The following is a 21,175-nucleotide window of genomic DNA, read 5'->3' on the forward strand; positions in this document are numbered from 1 at the left end:
GCATAGGAGCACCCCGTCGGGTAACTTCTATGCCTCTAAGCTTAGTATTTTTTTTGCGCTCATATATCCACCTCCCCCCACCAACCGAACACACCACGGCTAGCACTATGCAGAGGCGTCCTCAGCCACTTACCCAAATTCCCTGTTAAGCACCTATCTGGTCTCAATTAGGCAGCTAAAGTAAAAGCGCCCACCCTTTTAGGATGGACGCTGACGCTTAATGCTACTTTAAAAAGATGCTGACCCCAAAGTACACGATCACCAGCCCCATGATGGGGGTCAACCAGCGACTGACCTTAGTGAGGTCGAACCGGTGTAAGACCAGCGGCGTTGCGACCGCACCAATTACCGACCCCACCATCAGGCTAATGCCGGCTAGCCAATCGATGGTCCCGGTAAACAGGTGGCTGACCGCGCCAATCACGGCCATGACACTTAGAACATAGGTCGAGGTCCCGGCCGCACTCAACGCATTTAGCCCCAAAATCGACAGTCCGGCAACGGTGGGGCCACCACCGGTCAACCCACCAATTCCGACCATGAGCCCGCTTAAAAGGCCCAATCCTGCGGCTGTCCAAGCACGAGCCGAACCCGTAACCTGGTGCTGGGCCGGCCGAAATGCACGGTACACCACGATGAGGCCCATGACGATCAAAATGGTGCCCACGACCCAATCGTAAATCTGATCAGGAATCAATGGAGAGACCCCCGTCCCCACCAAAATTCCCGGAATGGCCGCGACAATCATTCGATTCCCCAAGCTGAACTGCACGTTGTGGATCCGAATCTGCGTGATACAGCCAAAGATCAAGGCCGGAATGGCCACAATCAGGGACGTGGGAGCCGCCACCGCCGTTGCAATGCCCAATTGGCTGGTCAGCACCCCCAAGTACATGGCGGCGCCTCCACCACCCATCAGACTGATGAAAACCCCAATCAAAAATCCGTATACAAGTACCAACACGTTGCCGCTTCCTCTCTAATAAATGGAACCCTCTCCATTTATTTAAACGGAATCCATTCCACTTGTCAAGCCGACGCCGGTGGTGTAGGTTAGAGATACTAAGTTTTCATAAAAGGAGTAACCGTCATGCGCCGAGATGCCCAAATGAACCATCAAAAAATCCTGGCAACCGCCCGAAAGCTATTTGCTACTCAGGGGACCTCCCAGGTAAGCATGAAACAGCTCGCATCAGCTGCTCAAATTGGTATCGGAACGTTATACCGGAACTTCCCCAACAAGGGGTCTCTGTGCCTTGCATTGGCCTATGACAGCATCCATGCTTTTGTGGTCGACCAAAACGCCTACCTGGATACAACGACTGACAAACCAAATGGACAACTTGCACACGTTTTACAGGGATATTTAGCTGTCCGTGCTGCTAACGAAGGTCTGTTAACCAGTATCGAAACCGAGTCCTCTCCAGAACAGTTAACCCAACTCCTTCAAAATCCACTCTATGTTGAGCGCGTCACGTTATTATTACGAGTCCTCCACCGCGTCCAGCCTGCTAGTGAACCAGCCTACCTTCAATTTCAGGCCGATATGGTGGTTGCTATGTTGAAAAGTCGCGTCTACACCTTCGAACGTTACCAGCGGCACCTTACTGCCAATCAGCTACTTAAATACACACTACGGTTACTCCATCAAACATCCTAAAAAAAAGCCGATACCCCGTTATCACCGGGTATCGGCTTTAGTGCCCCTTAAGACAAGGCACTACTCTTTTAAATGATAATTATAGGTAGAAACAATAATATTTTCACGGGAGTTCAGGACCGCCCGTAAGCGCAACGCCGTCTGGTTATGCAAGACGTTCTGCCAAGGATGACGCGGCACGAATTGCGGTACCAGTACCGTGGTGGTGAAGTTTCGTTCAGCCGCCCGCTTGGCGATCACGTCACAGAACCGCAACGTTGGCGTGGCAATTGACCGATAAGACGAGTGAATGTCCACAAAGCGGATGTCAGGGAATTCTTCCTTGAATTCCAGTGCCGTCTTGTGTTCCTTTTTAGGATTCTCATCAAAGGACACGTGCATCGCAATCACGTAGTCTCCAATCGACTGCGCGTAATTGATGGCCCCCGCGGTCACCCGGGTGATGTTGCTGACCAACACGATGACGGTGGCACCATCGTACTGGTGCACTTCCGCCTTGGCCTTCTCCGCAACCCGCAGTTGTCGGGCCACGTTCAGGTAATGCTGGTGAATCCGGTAGAACATCCAGAGTAACAGCGGCATGATGATCAGGTATGGCCAGACGTTCGCAAAGTGCAAGAAGAGCAGGAAAATCACTAAGACTAGTGAAATCAGTGCTCCTAGCAGGTTGATACCGGCTTTGCCGACCCACCAACCTTCCCGGGTCCGGAACCAGTGAATGATCATCCCGGACTGAGACAGTGTGAATGGTACAAAGACCCCGACCGCATACAGTGGAATCAGTAGCGTGGTCTGCCCGTGGAAGATAATGATCAGGACAATCGCCCCAACGGCTAACGAGATAATCCCGTTAGAATACCCTAACCGGTCGCCCCGGTCCAAGTACGCGTGCGGTAAGAACTTATCCTTCGCCAGGTTATAGGCCAGAATCGGAAAGGCCGAGAACCCGGTATTGGCAGCGACCGCTAAAATGGCCGCCGTTGACAGTTGTAAGAGGTAGTACAGTACACCGTGGCCAAAGACCCCGCCCGCAATCTGGGACAGGACCGTTTGACTCGACTGTGGCCGAATCCCCATGTAGTAACTCAGGTAGGTGATTCCGGCGAAGAAGATGGCCAAAATTCCGGCCATAATGGCCAGGGTGGCCGCCGCATTATGCCGTTTAGGCTCCTTGAAGTTCGGTACGGCGTTACTGATGGCTTCGACCCCGGTCAGTGATGACGACCCGGAGGAGAAGGCCCGGAAGAACAGCAGCAGGGTCATGCCCTGCACGGGCGCACCGACACTCGCCGACGCATGATAGGTAATGTTCCCGGTCACGATGTTGTAGAGTCCCACACCAACCATGCCGAGAATCATCAAGATGAAGAAGTACACGGGAACGGTCAGAAAGGCCGCTGATTCCTTCATGCCCCGGAGGTTGAGCAACATAATGCCCACCACGATCAGGACGGAAATCAAGACCGAATACGGATATAGCGCGGGAATCGCCGACGTAATGGCTTCCGTGCCAGACGTCGTCGAAACCGCCACCGTCAGCATGTAATCTACTAACAGCGAGCCCCCAGCAACTAATCCTGCCGACTGACCCCAGTTGGTACTGGCCACCACGTAGGCGCCACCACCAGAGGGATAAGCATGGATGATTTGTTGGTAAGAAAGCGTGATCGCAAATAACAGGACTAAAACCAAAGCAGCAACCCATAATTGATACATCAGGGCTGCGGCGGATAAGGTAATTAAGACTGTCGTGATTTGCTCAGTACCATAAGCCACGGAGGACAACGCATCAGATGATAACAGTGCTAAGGCCTTAAACTTGGTCAGCGCTTGACCGCCCTCGTCCATGGTTTTGAGGGGTTTTCCAATCAAAACCCGCTTTAAATAACGCCACATGACTATTTACTCCTTATCTCCACGAAATAATAATTCGAAATCCGGTTCATCACCGGCATCATGAACACCACTCGCTTTTGCGAATGCAAACGTCATTCTACTACTTATAATCCCACATTACCACAATTCTTTGTGTGGGTTGGGTGAAAATATCACCGCACCCAACGGATTGGCATTGCGGTTAATTAACCCTTGAGGAATTGACCATTTGGATGCGACCACCCCAAGATTCTGGGCAGTCATTTTAACGACATGCTATGTAAGGTCAAAGCTCAACCTCAAAGCTACTAGTTTCTAGTGGATTCGTCAAATGGTATTTGCCCCTCATCCAACCGAACCAGCGCAGAAAGCCAGGCCCCTCAATGGGTTCACCAGTCAGCCGCAACAGCAAATAAAACATCCTAAGCTTACTAAAACCATTTCACAAAACTCTTTTGAAGTCCCGAGAATAACCACGGTACCCAGGCATATTATTGACGACTATGATTGGTAAAAAAACCTCATCCTAAACCGAATAAGGTCATAGTAGTCGTTTGTGCGAATAAAATTGTTAACCGTTTGTAGCCATGGTTACAAATGATTGACGCAATCCTTATTGGGCCTCTTCAGGCCCAACCTCACGGCTAATTCTTTGGGTTGCACGCTTCAGCGCCGTATCGTGGTCGTTAAGCCAAAAAAAGAGCCCGGGAGCTTGGTCCCGGGCTCTTGAAAATTCAAATTTAATGGGAGACGGCTTACATCATGCCGCCCATACCAGGTTGACCGGCTGGAGCAGCTGGTGCAGCAGCGTTCTTGTCTGGCTTGTCAGCCACAACGGCTTCCGTAGTCAATAACAATGCGGAAACAGAGGCAGCGTTTTGCAGAGCAGAACGGGTAACCTTGGTTGGGTCGGTGATGCCGGCAGCAACCATGTCTTCGTACTTGTCATCAGCAGCGTTGTAGCCGATACCAGGCTTTTCACCCTTCAGGTGTTCAACCACAACGGAGCCTTCGACCCCAGCGTTTTGGGCGATTTGACGAACTGGTTCTTCTAAGGCCCGTAAGACGATGTTGATCCCAGTTTGGGCATCCCCATCAGCCTTCACAGAAGCCACGTCCTTGATGACGTCGATCAAAGCAGTTCCACCACCAGGAACGAAGCCTTCTTCAACGGCCGCACGGGTCGCGTTCAAAGCATCTTCGATCCGGTACTTGCGTTCCTTCAATTCAGTTTCGGTTGCAGCACCGACCCGAACCACAGCAACACCGCCGGCTAACTTCGCCAAACGTTCCTTCAGCTTGTCACGGTCGAATTCAGAGGTCGTGTCAGCGATTTGACCCTTGATTTCAGCTACCCGGTCAGCGATTTGGTCCTTAGAACCAGCACCTTCAACGATCGTGGTGTTGTCCTTCGTCACGTTAACCTTTTGAGCTTGACCTAATTGTTCGATGGTCGTGTCCTTCAGGTTCAAGCCTAAGTCATCGGTGATGACCGTACCACCCGTCAGAACGGCGATATCTTGTAACATGGCCTTACGACGGTCACCAAAGCCAGGTGCCTTCACAGCAACCACGTTGAAGGTTCCCCGCATCTTGTTCAGAACCAGCGTTGGCAAAGCTTCACCGGTAATGTCATCCGCAATGATCAGTAATGAACGGCTTTGTTCAACAACTGATTGCAGTAATGGCAAGATGTCTTGGATGTTAGAAATCTTCTTGTCGGTGATCAAGATGTAAGGGTTGTCCAGGTTAGCTTCCATCTTGTCGTTGTCGGTAACCATGTATTGAGACATGTACCCACGGTCGAATTGCATCCCTTCAACCACGTCGAGGCTGGTATCAACCCCACGGGATTCTTCAATCGTGATGACCCCGTCGTTACCAACCTTTTCCATGGCGTCAGCAATCAAAGAACCGGTTTCCTTGCTGGCAGAAGAAATGGATGCGATTTGGGCGATGTCGTCCTTAGTCTTAACATCGTGAGACATCTTGTGTAAGGCCTTGACCGCCGCATTGGTTGCCAATTCGATCCCGTGACGGATGCCAACAGGGTTCGCACCGGCCGTGACGTTCTTCATCCCTTCGTTCACGATGGCTTGCGTCAGAACCGTGGCAGTCGTAGTCCCGTCACCAGCGATGTCGTTGGTCTTGGAAGCAACTTCGGAGACTAACTTAGCCCCCATGTTCTCGAAGTGGTTTTCCAATTCGATGGACTTGGCAATCGTTACCCCATCGTTCGTGATGGTTGGGTTACCGTAACTTTGTTCCAAAACAACGTTCCGGCCTTTAGGGCCCAAGGTGGTCTTAACCGTGTCGGCTAACTTGTCGACACCGGCTAACATTGCGCTACGTGCGTCTTCAGAAAATTTTAATTCTTTAGCCATTTTAATCGTTCACCTCATACTAAAATTTTTAATCGTGTTGCTGGATGAGTAGTGGGAAAGTCTTAGTCAACGACAGCGACTAAGTCCTTTTCGTGTAAAACAAGGTACGTCTTGTCTTGGTACTTCACTTCAGTACCGGCATATTTGTCGAACAATACTTTGTCGCCAACTTTGACACTTGGCGCAACCTTTTCACCATTGTCCAATACCCGACCGTCACCAACTGCAACAACGTTGGCCGTTTGAGGCTTTTCTTGTGCGTTACTTGCTAACACAATGCCGCCAACCGTTTCTTCTTCTTCTTGTGGTTGGTCTAAAATGACACGGTCTCCTAATGGTTTTAACACTTGAATCCCTCCAATGAACTAGGTTTTAGCACTGTTAGCACTTGACTAACATAAGTGCTAATCAACAATATCTAATATATGATTATTCCCAGTAAAAATCAAGGAATTTGGCAAACTTAATTCGAGAGTGCTAATTGGTCCACCCGGTGTCTGGGTTCGCCACCCCCGTGAGGCCTCCTTGATTGTACCAAAAAAGCCGCGATTCTCCGCGAACCACGACTCCTGGTCTAATCTTTATTGTAGTGTTCCAAGAAGTAAATCAACGTCTGGAGCTCGTTAGTCAAGTCAACGTTTTGGACCCGAACATCCTTAGGCACCGTGACCCGCAACGGCGTAAAGTTCAAGATTCCCTTCACACCACCGGCTACGGCTTCGTCTGTGACTTGTTGGGCAACTTCCGATGGCACCGTCAAGATGGCCACCTGAATCTGTTGCTCTTCCAATTGGGTCCGAAGTTCCGTCATGGGGTAGATCGGTACGCCACTTTGAATCGTGTTGGCGATCTTGTCGTTAACGTCGAACGCCGCACTGATCCGGACGTTGCCGTCCTGGTGGAAGTTAAAGTTCAATAAGGCGTGTCCTAGGTTCCCGACCCCAATCAAGGCCACATTGGTCAACCGGTCTTGGTTCAAAATCTTCCGGAAGAACTTGATTAGACTTTCCACGTCATAACCATAGCCCCGTTTCCCTAAAGCACCGAAATACGAAAAATCACGCCGAATCGTTGCCGAGTCAACCTTGACGGCTTCGGAAAGCTCCGTCGAAGATACTCGTGTTTTATCCGCGTCCAGCAAGATGTTCAGGTACCGGTAATAAATCGGTAACCGCTTTGCTGTCGCCCGCGGAATTTTTTGTTCTGTCAAAGGTACACCCTCCTAATCAACATTGCCAGCTACCGTTGAAAGGTCGCCGTCAACGATAACTCTTTTACACAATCTTTTTGCATGTGAAATTCACTTTCCCTCAAATTATAGCATACCCACCGGGCTTGTGAAAGAAATTGCAAATATTTTTCACTATTTCTTCGAAATTTCGGTCTGGTCGGGGAATATGCTAAAATAGACAGTATCAATTCATGCTATCTGCACTAAAAGGAGGTCGATCTTGTGATTCTGTTACAGGTCCAGCAAGTTTCCCGTCGGTTCGGCGCCGAAGTCTTGTTCCAAAACGTCAATCTCGACGTCGCGGAACACGGTCGCGTCGCGCTAGTCGGTCGAAACGGGGCTGGTAAATCGACACTATTAAAAATGATTGCCGGGGAAACCGAACCGGATGCGGGTCAGATTACCAAGAAGCGCGGCCTCACCATCGGCTACCAGGCACAAAACGCGGGGATCAACTCGACCAAAACCGTCTGGAACGAGATGCTCAGTGTGTTCGCCAAGCTACAAGCCATGGAGCGGAGAATTCACGAACTCGAAGCGGAGATGAGTGACCCCGCCGTCAGCGCGGACCCCGAAAAATTCCAACAAGTCAGCAGTACTTATGACCAGTTACAACAAGACTTTAGCGACCAGAACGGGTACGGCTACCAGGCCGAGATTCGCGGCGTCCTCCACGGGTTCGAGTTCGACGAAAGCGTCTACGACAAGCCCATCACCGAAATGTCCGGGGGGCAACGGACCCAACTGGCCTTAGCCAAGCTACTCCTGGAACGACCCGACCTGTTGATTCTCGACGAACCCACTAACCACTTGGACGTTGAGACGTTAACTTGGTTGGAAGGCTACCTGCAAGGGTATCCGGGAGCCATCCTGATTGTCTCCCATGACCGGTACTTCCTCGACCACGTGGCCACGGAAGTCTACGACATGGCTCACGGTGGGTTGGTGCACTATCAAGGAAACTACTCCCACTTTATCGACGAAAAAGCAGAACGCTTACGCCAAGAGTGGAAAGAATACGATAAGCAACAGGCCGAGATCTCCAAGTTGGAGGACTTTGTGAACCGCAACATCGTGCGGGCGTCCACCACCAAGCGGGCTCAGGCCCGGCGGAAACAATTAGAGAAGATGGACCGCATCGACAAGCCCGACGCGGACGAAAAAGTCGCCCGCTTCCGGTTCACGCCACGACGGCAAAGCGGTAACGTGGTACTTGACGTGGTCAACGCCGCCGTGGGGTATCGTGATCAAGTCCTCTGCCAACCCATCAACCTCGACATCAAGAAACACCAGGCCGTCGCCATCGTGGGTCCCAATGGTGTGGGCAAGTCCACCCTGCTCAAGACCATCTTAGGTAAATTGCCCGCTCTGGCCGGTCAGGTCATCTTCGGGACCGGTGTCGATACCGGGTACTACGACCAAGATCAAACGCTCCTGCACGCGAAGAAATCCGTCTTACACGAGCTCTGGGACGACCACCCGACGACTCCCGAAGGCGACATCCGGGCTATCCTGGGAAGCTTCCTCTTCACGGGAGCGGACGTCGACAAGACCGTCCACAGCCTCAGTGGTGGTGAAAAGGCACGCCTGTTGCTGACCAAGTTGGCCATGCGCCACGATAACTTCCTGATGCTGGACGAACCCACCAACCACTTGGACATCGACAGTCGGGAGGTTCTGGAGAACGCCCTCAACGAATTCGACGGGACCATCCTTTTCGTCTCCCACGACCGGTACTTCATTAACCAAGTCGCCACGCAGGTGATCGAGCTCAGTCCTGAAGGGACTACCCGGTACCTGGGGAACTACGACTACTACGTCGACAAGAAGGCCGAGCAGGACGCTTACGCCGCTAAGGAAGCCGCCGAAGCTGAGGCCGCTAATCCCACGGTGGTTGCGCCGAAGCAGACCCAGGTCGATTACCAGCAACAAAAGGAACGGTCCAAGGCTAAACGGAAACTGTCACGCCAAGTTGCCGCGCTGGAAGAACAGATGGGCCAATTAGAACAACAAAAAACGGCCATCGAACAGACCATGAGTCTCCCCGAGAACTTTAACGACGCGGAAAAGTTGGGCGACTTACAGGCCCAACTCGACCAACTGACCACGCAACTCGATCAGGTCGAAGACGACTGGACCAATCAAAGTCTGGCTTTGGAAGACTTCGATAACGATTAACATACGACGCCATTTAAAAAGCCTCTTAATTCGCTATACACGAATTAAGAGGCTTTTCGTTTCGTCTTACTTAACCGGATCAGCGACCCAGTCGAATTCCAGACTAGGGTCAGCATTCAAAGTGGCGTCCGCAAAGACCTGGTGGCGGTAAGCGACTTCCGCAAACGCCCCAATCATGGCGGCGTTATCGCCACAAAGCTTTAACGGCGCCTTAACCAACCGGGTCCCGGGGACCGCTGCCAGTTCGGCGTCTAACCGTTCCCGCAGACCATGGTTGGCCGCAACGCCCCCAGCAAGGATCAGTTGGTGAACCGGATACTGCTTGAGCGCCCGCAACGTCTTGTCCGCCAAGACATCCACCACGGCCTGCTGGAAGCTAGCCGCTAAGTCGTGCTTATCAAGGGTCTCCCCCACTTGATCCGCGTGGTGGGTGGTGTTGATGAAGGCACTCTTCAACCCGCTAAAGCTAAAGTCGAAGTTGTCATCCTTATCCATCGCCCGGGGGAAGTTAAACGTATCGTGGCCTTGATGAGCCCACTCGTCGACCGTCTTACCGGCCGGATAGTTAACGCCCATGACCCGGCCGACCTTATCGTAGGCCTCACCGGCAGCGTCATCACGGGTCTCTCCGATGATTTCAAATTGATTCTCGGCTGGCATGTAGACCAGTTCCGTGTGTCCTCCGGAGACTAACAAAGCCATCGCGGGGAACTCGATGGGTTCCACGTACCGGGCCGCATAGATGTGGCCCGCCATATGGTTGACGGGAATCAACGGTAAATTATGGGCAAAAGCCACCGTCTTGGCAGCCGTGACCCCGATCAACAGGGCACCGACCAACCCCGGCCCATAGGTCACCGCGACGGCGTCCAAATCATCATAGGTAACGTTGGCCTCAGCCAAAGCATCCTTGATGCAGATGGTGATCTCTTCGATATGATGACGACTCGCGACCTCGGGGACCACGCCCCCGAACCGTTGGTGACTCTTGATCTGGGTCGCCACGATGTTCGACAGAATCTGATGACCGTCTTCGATGACGGCCACACTGGTTTCGTCACAACTTGACTCAAATGCCAGAATTAAATTTCGCTTACTCGTTGGACTCACTCCTCTTCACTTCTCTGCCGAGCTGACTACTCCTCAACTTCAGCGGGGGCCGTCGCTGGCAGGTCTAAGACCATGTCCGCCGCGTCCTCGTGATCGCCGAAGTAGTACCCGCGCTTGATTCCGGTCTGCTCGAATTGCAGGTCCCGGTACAGTTCTTGGGCTTGCCGGTTCGAGACCCGCACCTCTAGACTGACCGTCCGGTAGTTCAGGTGCCGGGCTTTTTTGATCATAATATTCATCAGGAACCGCCCTAAGCCCCGCCCTTGATAGTCGGGCAAGACGGCAATGTTCGTGATGTGCGCGTCTTGGGTGCGTTCGTCAAACGTACTGCCGATAAACGCCAGCAGTTGGTCGTTTCGGCGAATCACCAGGTACAGCCGGTCCTTATCCCGCCGCAATTCGTTGGCGAAGGCCGTGGAATCCCACGGGGCCTTGCCCGCGTACACGGCTCGCTCAATTTCGATCATCTCGGGAATATCCGTAAACATAGCCTTGGCCACGAAATAACTAACACCCTTGATGGTCACCTGATGGTTCTTGACCCCCAAGGCTTCTTCTCGGGCAATCTCCCGTTGACTTCCAAAAACATTTTTATACCAAGTTTTAAACTTTTTCAACATAGGATGCGTTGTCCTCCCCAGGGTTCTTCGCCCGCCATTCGGCTTCCGCCTGCGTCAAGCGCAGATAGTTGGGCACAAAACGGTCGACATCTTGGACGGGCGTCCGGTGTTGGCCCAAAAGCCCGATCGTGGCGACCTGCGGCAAGTTCAACCAAGGGCTGACTGCCGGCGTGGCCGCCGAAATGGTGGTGTGAATCAGGTCGTCAAAGTGGGCGGCATCCCCTAAGAACCAGATTGGCTCCGCGTATTCCCCCACAGCCTTTAAGAAGGCCGTGACGTTAACGTGCGCGTCCGCAATCACGGGATGGGGCACCCCGGCTTTGATGCGGTACAGGCCCGCAAAGACGTTTTGGTTGCGCGCGTCAAACATGGGGGCAACCAGCGCCCCTTCGACCGGGATATTCGCCGCTAAGGTCGCCAGACTGGAGACGGCGACCAAATCAAGGTTTAACGTTGCCGCCAAGGTCTTCGCCGTGGTGACCGCAATGCGGATTCCCGTGTAAGATCCAGGACCCGCGGCGACCACGACCCGGTCGAGGTCCGTTGGCTTTAAGTCCGCCATAGCCAGGAGCCGCTCGATCTCGGGCAAGAGGTACTCCGCGTGTTTTTGATGGACCGTCACCGTAATCGCAGCTAAGACCGTCGCGTCCTCCAAGACGGCGACGCTTAACGGCCGATTCGATGTATCAATTGCTAAAATCTTCATACTTATAAGGTCCCCTTCAACGGATGGCAGCCAAGCTAGAAATGTTAAAAGCGGCGTCTCCTGAATCGCGATGCACCGCTTTTCTTGGCTATTGCTTGTCTTCTACATAATCATACCAGTTTACTATACTACCACAAATTACCAACGCCAACACCCACTTCGTCGGGGTTGGTTGCCTAATCGGTGGTCCAAGCGACCGTGGCTAAGGCCGCAATCGTGTTGCCGACCTTGATCTGGTGCTGCGTTTTGGTTGCGGTCGGCACCACTTCACTGGCTACTTGGTGACCGTACTTCACTTCATTTTCGAAACGAATGCGAATGTCCGTTGGCCGGTGGGTCCGTAAGAACTCGGCCGGTAAGGTGTCCAACAACCAGTCGAAGTAATGGGCGTTGTTCACGTGGCCGTTATTATCGATATCGAAGTACCGGACCGTGTAGGGCTTGACCACCGTGGTCGCCGCTGGATCTAACCGTTCTGGCCGGGGCAGCCGGGGTAACCGGTTGATCTGGTCACTCTCATACGGCGCCATCAACTCGGTCGGAATCGTGGCAATCTTGCGGGTCGCGTAACTCATGGTGACCCAGATACCTTCCGCGTAGGCCAGCGTTTCGCCCTGGGCGTCCATTAACCAGTATTCCCGGTAAGCGAAGTACCGGTTATAGGCCGTTGCCTTAGTCTTTAACGTCACCTGATCCCCTAGTTTGGGCAACCGGGTGATTTGCAGGTGGTACTGGGTCACGACCCAGCCGACCCCCAAGCTGTTGACGAACTGGGTATCCATCCCCAACGCACTGCTCTGGTCGTCCGAGACCAGCACCAAGAGGTTGATCAGCATGGCGACCGTCAAATGCCCCGTGTCGTCAGCTTCGTAGTAGACCACCCGGTGCGGTTCCGTATAGGTTTGAGCACTCATTTTTCCGCATCCTCCTGATCTAAATGGTGATAAATACGATAAACTTCCTGTTTCTTCATCTGGCGCAAGTTCGCCACTTCCTTGATGGCGGCGTTGGGCTTCTCACCGGCGGCAATCAGCCGGTCAACTTGTACCGTGACGGGCTCACTCAAGTCCACCGTGGGCGTCTCGCTGGTCGGGTGCGGATTCCCGCTGACCAAGACCACGAACTCCCCACGGACCTGATCCGTGGCGGCCCAATCGGCAAGCTCTTCCAAGCTTCCCCGCAAGAATTCTTCGTAACGCTTAGTCAGTTCCCGGCAGAGGACCGCCGGACGGTCAGCGCCCAAGCCACTGGCTAGGTTGGCCAACGTCTTCTTCAAGCGGTGCGGTGCCTCATAAAAGATCAGCGTTTCCGGCCGCTCTTCTAACTCAGCAATCTCCGCCCGTTGATCCTTGGGCTTACGGTCCAAGAACCCGTAGAAGTAGAAGGGTTGGGGCGCCAATCCCGAGGCGATCAGAGCGGTCAGCCCGGCGTTGGCCCCCGGTAAAGGAACCACGGGAATTCCCGCCTGAGCGCAAGCCACGACCAATTCGTGACCAGGGTCACTGATGGACGGCATTCCGGCATCACTGACCTGGGCAATCTGTGCCCCTGCCTGCAGTTTCGCTAATAATTGCGGAATCCGTTCCTGGGTATTGTGTTCGTGAAAACTAATCTGTTTAGTGGTGATTTCAAAATGGTTCAAGAGCTTCTGCGTGTTCCGCGTATCCTCGGCCGCAATCAGGTCTGCGTCCTGCAAGGTCTTGACGGCCCGAAACGTCATGTCGTCCAAGTTGCCGATGGGCGTGGGCACCAGGTACAACCGCCCCGTTGCCGTCTTCTGAAAACTCCGTTGTCGTTCCATGCTGACCTCCTATTGATCGCGATAAATAACTTCTAAACAAAACGCACACTCTTCATCTTGCTTGCGGCGAGTCCCGTAGAACTCCCGACACACGTGAAAGCCCTCCTCGTAGAGTTTTTCCAGAATCTGTCGTGACTTGGATAAGCCCTGTTGGGTCTCCGGGGCCTCAGGCAAGGTCTTTTGGAGTTCCCGCAAGAGGTCCCGCAGATGTTGGTTTTCAATCTCAAGTTCCGCATTCTGTTCGAACACCTGCGTCAATTCCGCCTGCAAATCAGTAAATTGCGTGGCGGTCTGATCAAGTTGTTCCTTGATTACCTTCAATTGGTCGTAAACGGCTTGTTTATCCAAACTGCTGCCCCTCCTTGTTCACGCGGTTAGCGTGCGATTTGAGTTAAGATTTCTAAAGTCAATGCTTCTAAAATATTTTGAAAATTCAGGTTCCCGGCCAACTGCCCCGGCGTATCCAGGGTCAACGTCAGAATCGCTAAGAGTCGGTCCGTGGGTAAGCGCTGGGCAATCTGGCGACTGGCTTGCGCGACTTGGGGATAGGCCAGGTCGGCCGCGGCCACCTCCTGAGACTGTTGGCGCAACGCATCGTGCCAGATCTGAACGATCATGTCTAACACTAGGCGTTGCCGGTCCCGATTAGCCGCCAAGGGGACCAATTCAGTCTGGACCCGCACAAAGGCTCGTTCATCCCCCTGGCAACAGGCCGTAAACCAGTGCTCAATACTGGTCTGCGCCGTCCCCAACCAGTCATCGGCCACCAGGTCGTTGGCAGCGGTCACACTCTCAGTCAAAGTGGCCAAGAGGTACCGCTGACTAGGCGCGACCCCGGCAGCCTCGAGGGCCGTGGCTAATTTGCTGGCCGGAACAGGTAAGAGGTCGACAATCTGCGTCCGGGACAGAATCGTGGGCAGAATCAAGTTCTTGTTGGCGGTCAAGAGGAGCGCCACGGTATTGCCCACCGGCTCCTCAATGAACTTCAAGAGGCTGTTGGCGGCACCAGTGGTCATTCGCTCCATCTGGTCAATGATAAAAATCTTCTGGTTACCTTCCACGGCACTCTTGGTGAACTCCGACTTCAGGTACCGGACCTGGTCGACCTTGATGCGTTGGCCATCGGGAACGACTTTGACCACGTCCGGATGGTCGCCCGCCATGATTCGCCGACACTCGGTACATTGCCCGCACGGACGGCCATCCGCCCCGACGTTCTGACAGAATAGCCGCAACGCGACGGTCTCTGCGAGGGCCTGCCGCCCAGTACCGTCCATGCCGTTGAATAAATAGGCGTGGGCCAAGCGGTGGTCAGCAATCAGGTGCATGAAGTGCGCGACCAACTGCGGCTGGAGTCGCTGAGCGGTCGTTATCGGTGTCTCTTCGGTCATCCTTACCCCCTAGAACTGGTGGAACTGGTCAACGGGTAAGACGAAGACCGTGGCTCCGCCGACTTGAACTTCCACCGGATACGATGAGGTGTTGTCCAACTGGGCATCCAGATTGACTGGTGGTGCCATAAACTGTTGCCGGGTGTGGCTGGTGGTCTTGATCAATTCCAAGACCTCTTCGACCCGTTCATCGTCCACCCCCAGCATAAACGTGGTGTTCCCAGACTTTAAGAACCCGCCGGTGGTTGATAACCGCGTGGCACGAAAGTCATGGTCGATAAACTGGTTGCTCAACCGGTTCGCATCTTTGTCTTGAATAATCGCAATAAGTAACTTCATGGTGGTTCCTCCCTTATTTGCCGGTGGTAAAGTACGCGTGCGCCGTCTGGTGAATCAACGCTAGGGCCGCCGCGACGACCTGTTCTGGGGACTGCGTTGCGTCGATCAACTTGATTCGTTCCGGGTGGGCCGTCTGCAAGCGCAGGTACGCTGCCCGGACTCGGTCATGAAAGGCCGTCTTCTCAACGTCCAAGCGGTCGACCTTCTGGGGATCCCGGTGAGCTTGGATTCGGCGCAACCCCACTTCGGCAGGGACGTCGAAGTAGATAGTCAGGTCTGGCAGGAGCCCGTCCGTCGCAAATTCGTTCATCTTAGCGACCTCCGTCTCCCCAATCTGCCGCCCAGCGCCCTGATACGCGACTGAACTGTCAACGTACCGGTCACACAAGACCAACTGGTCCGCCCGTAACGCGGGTAGGATGGTCTCGGCAAGGTGTTGCCGACGAGCCGCCGCGTAGAGCAAGGCCTCGGTCCGGTAGTCCATCGCCGTGTTCGCCCGGTCCAAGATAATCGACCGAATGCTCTCCGAGATGGGGTTGCCCCCCGGTTCACGCGTCACGGTCAACCGGTCGCCCAGTTGTGGTGCGAGTTGTGCTGTAATGGCCGTCAAGGCGCTAGTCTTCCCAGCGCCATCCGGTCCCTCAAAACTGATAAACGTTCCTGCCAAAATCTTCGACCCCATCTTCCTACTGTAATCCGATTTCGCCTGGTCTGCGAAATCCGTTATTTAAACGTTCCAATAACCGAATCCGTGATGGGCTAACGGTCCATTGCTTACTGACCGGGCCATTCGTACCACGTCACGACTCGAATATCAATAGATACATTGTACTTTAATTCAGAAATGATGTCTATTTGCAAGTCGCCGGTCACTCTCGCTCTAAAGCCTTGGCCCTCCTAGCTTCTCACGCCCTTTTTCACTGGTTAAGTTTCCCTAGAATTCCCAATAAAGTTACCAGAGTTTGATTTAAGCCTTAACAAGGGTGGTAGCCAGCGCCTTACCGGGCGGTCAGCTAGGGCTGGAACGCAGTGGGCACAACTTCGAGCCAAAGAGCGGTCTCGAAGATTGGCCTTTGGCTAGGGTAGCCAAGAACGCTACCCAACCCAAATTTCACTGCTGAGCCCTAGCTGACCACCCTCACGGCTTACGGTAGTTGAACCCTATACGAAACATCACTCCTAAAATGACAGCCAGTCCTCCCCCCAAAAATTAAGACGATGCTTTTTGCGATATTCTCTCTGATGGAGCACCCGGACAGAGCGAAAACGCCAGAATCATTGTGGTTAAACATGGTGGGCATGCCAATATTAGAACCGTTAGTTGATCAGGCGGGGGTCTAAACGTTTCGCAGATGCTGAGTTACTACGATTATTTCCAGGTGGCTAAACCTTTAACAACGCTAGTGGTGATGATAAGTGCGTCCCAGAACGCAGCTACAGAAAAGTTAATATCTGTGTAAGCCGTGAGGGCGGCCAGACAGGGCTCAGCCGTGAAATTTTCCTTGGTGAGCGGGATTTGCTCACCTAGGAAAAGGCCAGCTTGGGGACTATGAACTGGGGGCGCCAAGTTGTGCCCACGGCGTTCCAGCCCTGTCTGGTCGCCCGGTAAGGCGCTGCCCTCCCCCCACACAAAAGAAAAGAGAGCCGTCTATATCCCAACAGCTCCCTCAAAAGGCTACACATCGTATTCCGTTTCCTTGATACCCGCGTTCATCAGGTCGTACGGCGTCTTCATCTTTTCGCCGTCCCAACTGGCGACGCCCACGACTAGTCGAACGTCGAGAGTGGCCAGTAAGTTATCGGCAGCCAGAGCCTTGGTGAACTGTTGCTTGATTCGGTTCGCCGCAATCGTTGCCCCGTCCGCATTCGTGAATAGCAGTACCGACCAGGTCGGATTCTCCCGGTCGATCAGGTAAGTGATGTCGTTGGTCCGCATGGCCTGCTTCACCGTGTGGGATACCAGCTTCAGCAATTCACGCATCTGCGTGTCACTGATCATACTGCGCATTTCTTGGAAATACCGGATTCGGATAATCATGGTGGTGACGGGCAGGTCGAAACGCCGGTTGGTTTCCGTAAAGACCGCCGTGTCTTCAATGTAGGAAACCATAGTCCGTAAATTGGTCTCCTCATCGAACGCCCCGCGCGCCACCAGATCACTTTGTAACTTCGCATTTTGCACTTGAAGCTTCCGTGCGTGAGCCGTCAGTCCGTAGAACGACAACGACAGTAATAGCGGCACGAATAACCAATACGCCAGGACCCAGGGTAAAAGCTGATGGTGAACCTGGTTCTCATAAATCACCAAAATGACTTGTAAGAAGATAAATCCCAAGTTCAGCAACAGGCCGGTGACCAGGCCCCAGAAGTAAGTGAACAGAATCAACAACATGGTCACCCCTAACAACACCGTGTTGACCAAGAGGTAATCTGTCCGGGTGGCCCCCATCCCTAAGGCTAGGCCACAGAGGCAGAACAGAAAGGCAATCAGGTAGAGGTCCGTCCACCAACTCTCATGTCCGTTAGTTTCCATGATGCCGCCTCCTCTTATGACTATGACTGGTCGACTTAGCCGTCTTGGGACGCCGGTGCAAGCGACCATGCTTCCCCAACAATAGAATCAGCGTCACGGTGATCAAGACCACCATGGCTAACGCGATGCCCAGATAAAGCAACAGCTGGGAATGCCGGCTCAGGACCGCCCGGGTGTTCAGCTGCCGGTCAATCAACTTGTTTTTCTTGAAGCGGTACCCAAAGTGGTTATTGTCCGGGTCAACCACGATGGCGTCCCCGGAATACTGAGCGATGTTGCGTTGATAATTGATCTGCGTGGAGGCCAAGTAGGTCGCTTCCGCGCTGGCTCCCGTGACCACCAACAAGCCCTTCTTGGCATTGTACGGCGACCGCAATAGTTGGGCCGTCCCAATCTGTTGCCCGTACAACCGTTCGATGCTGAGCTTTTCGTTCGAAAGTAACCCGGTGCGCGCCTGGTTGTACTGGAAATACAAGTGGGAATTCAGCCGGTTGACCAGCGGATTCTGCTTAGCCGACCCAAACGCAATCACGTTAGCGTGCTTCAAGACGTCGGCGCTGGGCTGATGGTCGTAGAGCCGAATCCGGCCCTGATTACTCTGGGCGTAATTCCCAATCAGGTTGAAGATGTTGGTCAACGTCGCGTAATCAGTGGTGGTCATGGTCTTCGGCCGTACCACTACCAGATTATCGTACGTTGAATTTTTTAAGAATAAGTTCGGATAGTTACTAAACAAAAGGTCGTTGCCCGGGGCCGACTTGATAGCCGCCACCGAGTCGGATTCAATGCTGACCCACGGCGTCTCCTGATTCGTGCTATTCGCCGGTTGTTGGACGGGGAGGTCTAATGCCACCCGGACCGTGAAGCTATGTCCCAACGCCATCCCCTTAGGCAGGGTGACCGTAAAGGTATCGTTGTCCGCTCGACGCGCCGTGAGATGCCGGCTTCCCACGGCGGTATCGTTGACGTAGACTGTGGCTAACGCACTCTTAAAGTCCAGGTTCTTCGCATACCGCAGGTGCAGCGTAATCTGGGAACCGTCGGCGTTGTTCCGGTCGACCGGGAGACTGACAAAGTAACTGCGTTCCTGATGACCGCTCCCCACCAATTTATCCGTAGTATCGGTCAACTGGTAACGGCCCTGGTAATGAAGCGCTGACGTAAAGGTCTGCGTCTCATCGGTCACGGCTTCACTGGCCGTCTGGGTCTCTTGCATCAGTTCTTGGTTGGCAACGAACTTCGCCGTCTGGGTCAACAAGCGATCCGTCAAGGCTGTGACAATCAGGTAATACCGCCCCTGACTGTGAATAAAGCGAATCTGGCCTTGACCTTGGAGGTCCTGTCGCTTGATCATCCGTTGGAACCGCTGGGGAAGGTGCTGGTAGCGTCCCACCACGACCTGGTAATCCGCTGCATTGACGGTCTTATCCGCCAACGTGGTCACGGGAATCTGCTGGTTCTCCGTGGTGATCACCCGCGACTCCCCGGTCAAGACCACCATGCTGGCGGCCAATTCCGCATTGGTCGCTTGCGCCGGCGTCCGGATCACCGAATTGCGGTTCGCAATCGTGTCCGGCCCCGAGAAGTGGTCGTAAAACGACTTGATGGCCTTAGTCGGCGGCATCAACTGGTACTGAAAGTTCACGCTGGAATGACTATCGACCGTTAGCCAATTTGCCGGCGTCTGGCCCAGACGATAGTCCCGCTTACCCGCTGCGTTTAAGATCTGGCCACTGATTCTGAGGTTGTTTTGTCCCTGAATCAACCGTAGCGGAATCTTGATGGACTTGGTCTGCAAGCCCGTCTGCCGCTTGGGCCGAAACGAGGCAAACTTCACGTCGTTCACAGAAACCGTGATGTCGGACAATTGGCGGTCACTGAGCTGCGAGATCTGGAAGTTCAGGTTCAACGTGACCTGCTTCACCCGCCAGTAATCCATCTTGATGAAGTAGGTGTTCATGGCCACCGACTGTCCCGACAGACTCGTGGTCGTATTCTGGAACGGTTGCGTGTAGGTCTTGAGCTTGGCAGCTTGGGCCGGCTGACTGACCAGCAGGCCTACACAGACCACCATGGCGACTAACAGCCACCTACTGATACCGCTTTGTTTTATACCATTTAGCTTGCTGATGAAAGACTTGTTCACGAATATACCCCACCATTCCATAGGCGGCTACGGCCAACCACATCTGGCTGTAAACCACGTACATAAAGATAATGATCAATAGATTGCTCAGCGTCATTTCCCCCTTCTCCGTGGTGATGGTCACGAACGTACTGATCACGAACAGGACCACGGCGAAGGCCCACAAAGCGTTATTGAAGCCCTGCAGACTCGAATGGGCAATGTCGGCGACGGACAAGACAAAGACCGTATCCGATAAGATCAACGACGTCATTAAAAGAAAGTAGATCGACAAGAAATACAAGAGGTCGAAGCGAATTGCCCGACCGCTCTTGGTGAATACCAGGTGCAGATTCTTCAAGATCACGTAGATGTTGCCCTTGACCCAGCGCGTTCGTTGATGGAACCACACGTCTAACGTCTGGGGCTCTTGCTCCCAGGTCACCGCCGCCGGTTGAAAGTAGATGCGGTACCCGGCTCGGTAGACCCGAAAGCTGACCTCGGTATCCTCCGCTAGGGCCTTGGTGTCCCAACCGCCGATTCGCTCGAGCAGGTCCCGCCGAATCACGTAGTTGGTCCCCGGAATCGTACAGAGCTTAAAGAGCCGTAACCGTCCGGCTTGGGCCATCCACTGAAAGGATAGGGTCTCGACGTTAATGAAACGGGTCAGCAAGGTCGCGTTCTTATTCCGCGTCCGGAACTTCCCAATAACGGCGCCATACTCAGGATGGCTCATCAGTTCCGCGACCAAGCGCCGCAGGGCCGGCCGCTCCGGCGTATTGTCGGCATCGTAGATGGAAATGACGCTCCCCTTGGCCTGTTTTAGTCCAATATTTAAGGCGTTCGATTTGCCCTTCCCCCCGTTGGTCTTATCCGTATTGATCACGGATAAGTTGCGTTCCGGGTAACTGGCCTGGATGTTCGCCAGTAACTGGGCCGAGTTATCACTCGAATTATCGTTGATCACGATGATCTCGTAGCGGTCATGCGGGTAGTCGAAGTTCAAGAGCGACAGGACCGTGCGCACGATGACCACGCCTTCGTTATGGGCAGGTACCATGACGCTGACGAACGGTACCTGGTCTGGTAGGGCCGGTAACGGTGTCCGCACATCCTTAAGATACTGGGTGTACCCCGCCACCGTCAGGATCAGGTTAACGGCCATGATCCCCCAGATCACTAGAATGGAAATAAACACAAACACATCAAGAACACTCATGCC

The 21,175-nt window shown here is 53.6% G+C and carries 19 protein-coding genes; 2 read left to right on the plus strand and 17 right to left on the minus strand.

Annotation, left to right across the window (positions count from 1 at the left end; all coding sequences use genetic code 11):
• Window positions 1–223: 223 nt before the first annotated feature.
• The gene (locus FD30_RS06090) at window positions 224–964 is read right to left on the minus strand and encodes a sulfite exporter TauE/SafE family protein (RefSeq protein WP_082604819.1); all 741 of its coding nucleotides are present in this window, start codon (window positions 962–964) and stop codon (window positions 224–226) included.
• A 126-nt stretch (window positions 965–1,090) separates the two neighbouring features.
• Between FD30_RS06090 and FD30_RS06095 the strand changes: the two genes are divergently transcribed.
• A complete protein-coding gene (locus FD30_RS06095) occupies window positions 1,091–1,660 on the plus strand; it encodes a TetR/AcrR family transcriptional regulator (protein ID WP_056944296.1) in 570 nt (189 codons plus the stop codon).
• Window positions 1,661–1,720: 60 nt separating this feature from the next.
• On the opposite strand, the gene FD30_RS06100 is transcribed toward FD30_RS06095, so the two are convergent.
• From FD30_RS06100 to FD30_RS06115, 4 genes are all read right to left on the minus strand, one after another.
• Window positions 1,721–3,556, minus strand: a complete 1,836-nt coding sequence (locus FD30_RS06100; RefSeq protein WP_056944297.1) for an APC family permease — start codon at window positions 3,554–3,556, stop codon at window positions 1,721–1,723.
• A 734-nt stretch (window positions 3,557–4,290) separates the two neighbouring features.
• Complete coding sequence (groL, locus tag FD30_RS06105) at window positions 4,291–5,919, minus strand: chaperonin GroEL (RefSeq protein ID WP_056944298.1); 1,629 nt, start codon at window positions 5,917–5,919, stop codon at window positions 4,291–4,293.
• A 62-nt stretch (window positions 5,920–5,981) separates the two neighbouring features.
• Window positions 5,982–6,266, minus strand: a complete 285-nt coding sequence (gene groES / locus FD30_RS06110; protein ID WP_024747641.1) for a co-chaperone GroES — start codon at window positions 6,264–6,266, stop codon at window positions 5,982–5,984.
• Window positions 6,267–6,493: 227 nt separating this feature from the next.
• Window positions 6,494–7,129: a redox-sensing transcriptional repressor Rex gene (locus FD30_RS06115; protein WP_024747640.1), complete on the minus strand. Its 636-nt coding sequence runs from the start codon at window positions 7,127–7,129 to the stop codon at window positions 6,494–6,496.
• A 243-nt stretch (window positions 7,130–7,372) separates the two neighbouring features.
• On the opposite strand from FD30_RS06115, the gene FD30_RS06120 reads away from it, so the two are divergent.
• On the plus strand, window positions 7,373–9,328 hold the full coding sequence (locus tag FD30_RS06120; RefSeq protein ID WP_056944299.1) for an ABC-F family ATP-binding cassette domain-containing protein: 1,956 nt from the start codon (window positions 7,373–7,375) through the stop codon (window positions 9,326–9,328).
• Between the two features lie 66 nt (window positions 9,329–9,394).
• Here FD30_RS06120 and tsaD read toward each other — a convergent pair whose 3' ends face one another.
• The 12 genes from tsaD to FD30_RS06185 form a co-directional block, all read right to left on the minus strand.
• On the minus strand, window positions 9,395–10,438 hold the full coding sequence (tsaD, locus tag FD30_RS06125; RefSeq protein WP_056944300.1) for a tRNA (adenosine(37)-N6)-threonylcarbamoyltransferase complex transferase subunit TsaD: 1,044 nt from the start codon (window positions 10,436–10,438) through the stop codon (window positions 9,395–9,397).
• Between the two features lie 26 nt (window positions 10,439–10,464).
• The gene (rimI, locus tag FD30_RS06130; protein WP_056944301.1) at window positions 10,465–11,058 is read right to left on the minus strand and encodes a ribosomal protein S18-alanine N-acetyltransferase; all 594 of its coding nucleotides are present in this window, start codon (window positions 11,056–11,058) and stop codon (window positions 10,465–10,467) included.
• Complete coding sequence (gene tsaB / locus FD30_RS06135; protein ID WP_056944302.1) at window positions 11,042–11,764, minus strand: tRNA (adenosine(37)-N6)-threonylcarbamoyltransferase complex dimerization subunit type 1 TsaB; 723 nt, start codon at window positions 11,762–11,764, stop codon at window positions 11,042–11,044. The genes rimI and tsaB overlap by 17 nt, the downstream gene beginning before the upstream one ends.
• A 176-nt stretch (window positions 11,765–11,940) precedes the next feature.
• Window positions 11,941–12,678: an acyl-[acyl-carrier-protein] thioesterase gene (locus FD30_RS06140; RefSeq protein WP_056944303.1), complete on the minus strand. Its 738-nt coding sequence runs from the start codon at window positions 12,676–12,678 to the stop codon at window positions 11,941–11,943.
• Window positions 12,675–13,565, minus strand: a complete 891-nt coding sequence (rsmI, locus tag FD30_RS06145) for a 16S rRNA (cytidine(1402)-2'-O)-methyltransferase (RefSeq protein WP_056944304.1) — start codon at window positions 13,563–13,565, stop codon at window positions 12,675–12,677. Before rsmI ends, FD30_RS06140 begins: the two co-directional genes overlap by 4 nt.
• A gap of 9 nt (window positions 13,566–13,574) precedes the next feature.
• Window positions 13,575–13,913 (minus strand): DNA replication initiation control protein YabA, encoded by a 339-nt coding sequence (locus tag FD30_RS06150; RefSeq protein ID WP_024747634.1) that lies wholly within the window; start codon window positions 13,911–13,913, stop codon window positions 13,575–13,577.
• 26 nt (window positions 13,914–13,939) lie between these two features.
• Window positions 13,940–14,956 carry a DNA polymerase III subunit delta' gene (gene holB, locus FD30_RS06155; protein ID WP_056944305.1) on the minus strand — a complete coding sequence of 339 codons (1,017 nt, stop codon included), beginning with the start codon at window positions 14,954–14,956 and terminating at the stop codon, window positions 13,940–13,942.
• A 9-nt stretch (window positions 14,957–14,965) separates the two neighbouring features.
• Window positions 14,966–15,295: a cyclic-di-AMP receptor gene (locus FD30_RS06160; protein ID WP_024747632.1), complete on the minus strand. Its 330-nt coding sequence runs from the start codon at window positions 15,293–15,295 to the stop codon at window positions 14,966–14,968.
• A 13-nt stretch (window positions 15,296–15,308) separates the two neighbouring features.
• The gene (gene tmk / locus FD30_RS06165) at window positions 15,309–15,962 is read right to left on the minus strand and encodes a dTMP kinase (protein ID WP_056944315.1); all 654 of its coding nucleotides are present in this window, start codon (window positions 15,960–15,962) and stop codon (window positions 15,309–15,311) included.
• Between the two features lie 1,008 nt (window positions 15,963–16,970).
• On the minus strand, window positions 16,971–17,828 hold the full coding sequence (locus tag FD30_RS06175; protein WP_056944307.1) for a hypothetical protein: 858 nt from the start codon (window positions 17,826–17,828) through the stop codon (window positions 16,971–16,973).
• Window positions 17,818–19,902: a cellulose biosynthesis cyclic di-GMP-binding regulatory protein BcsB gene (locus tag FD30_RS06180; protein ID WP_056944308.1), complete on the minus strand. Its 2,085-nt coding sequence runs from the start codon at window positions 19,900–19,902 to the stop codon at window positions 17,818–17,820. Before FD30_RS06180 ends, FD30_RS06175 begins: the two co-directional genes overlap by 11 nt.
• A gap of 16 nt (window positions 19,903–19,918) precedes the next feature.
• The gene (locus tag FD30_RS06185; protein ID WP_056944309.1) at window positions 19,919–21,172 is read right to left on the minus strand and encodes a glycosyltransferase family 2 protein; all 1,254 of its coding nucleotides are present in this window, start codon (window positions 21,170–21,172) and stop codon (window positions 19,919–19,921) included.
• Window positions 21,173–21,175: the final 3 nt, after the last annotated feature.

Source organism: Levilactobacillus namurensis DSM 19117 (assembly GCF_001434785.1).
In the GTDB taxonomy this organism is placed as follows: domain Bacteria; phylum Bacillota; class Bacilli; order Lactobacillales; family Lactobacillaceae; genus Levilactobacillus; species Levilactobacillus namurensis.

What these genes read in the sequence shown, in the direction of transcription:
- FD30_RS06095 (WP_056944296.1), top strand. Translation starts at nt 1,091, where the DNA reads ATGCGCCGAGATGCCCAAATGAACCATCAAAAAATCCTGGCAACCGCC.
- rimI (WP_056944301.1), bottom strand. Translation starts at nt 11,058, where the DNA reads ATGTTGAAAAAGTTTAAAACTTGGTATAAAAATGTTTTTGGAAGTCAA.
- FD30_RS06185 (WP_056944309.1), bottom strand. Translation starts at nt 21,172, where the DNA reads ATGAGTGTTCTTGATGTGTTTGTGTTTATTTCCATTCTAGTGATCTGG.
- FD30_RS06175 (WP_056944307.1), bottom strand. Translation starts at nt 17,828, where the DNA reads ATGGAAACTAACGGACATGAGAGTTGGTGGACGGACCTCTACCTGATT.
- holB (WP_056944305.1), bottom strand. Translation starts at nt 14,956, where the DNA reads ATGACCGAAGAGACACCGATAACGACCGCTCAGCGACTCCAGCCGCAG.
- FD30_RS06180 (WP_056944308.1), bottom strand. Translation starts at nt 19,902, where the DNA reads ATGGTGGTCTGTGTAGGCCTGCTGGTCAGTCAGCCGGCCCAAGCTGCC.
- tsaB (WP_056944302.1), bottom strand. Translation starts at nt 11,764, where the DNA reads ATGAAGATTTTAGCAATTGATACATCGAATCGGCCGTTAAGCGTCGCC.
- rsmI (WP_056944304.1), bottom strand. Translation starts at nt 13,565, where the DNA reads ATGGAACGACAACGGAGTTTTCAGAAGACGGCAACGGGGCGGTTGTAC.
- FD30_RS06140 (WP_056944303.1), bottom strand. Translation starts at nt 12,678, where the DNA reads ATGAGTGCTCAAACCTATACGGAACCGCACCGGGTGGTCTACTACGAA.
- groL (WP_056944298.1), bottom strand. Translation starts at nt 5,919, where the DNA reads ATGGCTAAAGAATTAAAATTTTCTGAAGACGCACGTAGCGCAATGTTA.
- FD30_RS06160 (WP_024747632.1), bottom strand. Translation starts at nt 15,295, where the DNA reads ATGAAGTTACTTATTGCGATTATTCAAGACAAAGATGCGAACCGGTTG.
- FD30_RS06100 (WP_056944297.1), bottom strand. Translation starts at nt 3,556, where the DNA reads ATGTGGCGTTATTTAAAGCGGGTTTTGATTGGAAAACCCCTCAAAACC.